The organism is Chrysanthemum yellows phytoplasma (assembly GCF_000803325.1).
Taxonomy (GTDB): domain Bacteria; phylum Bacillota_I; class Bacilli_A; order Acholeplasmatales; family Acholeplasmataceae; genus Phytoplasma; species Phytoplasma asteris.
The window spans coordinates 1-294 of sequence record NZ_JSWH01000222.1 but is presented as its reverse complement, the minus strand read 5'-3'; the positions used below and the strand labels follow the sequence as shown (position 1 = coordinate 294).

The following is a 294-nucleotide window of genomic DNA, read 5'->3' as shown; positions in this document are numbered from 1 at the left end:
TTTAGGAGCATATTTAACATTATGTTTAAAACCTTTTTGACCGCCTATAATCTGTTTAAATAAACCTTCTTTTCTAATTTGGGGAATGCTTATGTCATCAAAAATATTTATTTTATAAGCGTTTTTATGACTTTGTTTACTAAAATCAAAGTCTCCTCTGGTATAATTATAGTGAAGGTTTTTGTGAGTTAAGTAGCTTAATATAAACTCGGTTTTACCGAGTCTACTAAAGCCTTCAATCACAATGGATTTAGGGCGTTCACCTAATGATTGCACTGATAATTGTGTTTCAAT

1 pseudogene is annotated in these 294 nt (G+C 29.9%); it reads right to left on the bottom strand.

The features are described 5' to 3' along the window. Positions 1-294 (bottom strand): annotated as a pseudogene (locus OL66_RS04105) (hypothetical protein); the annotation flags it as partial.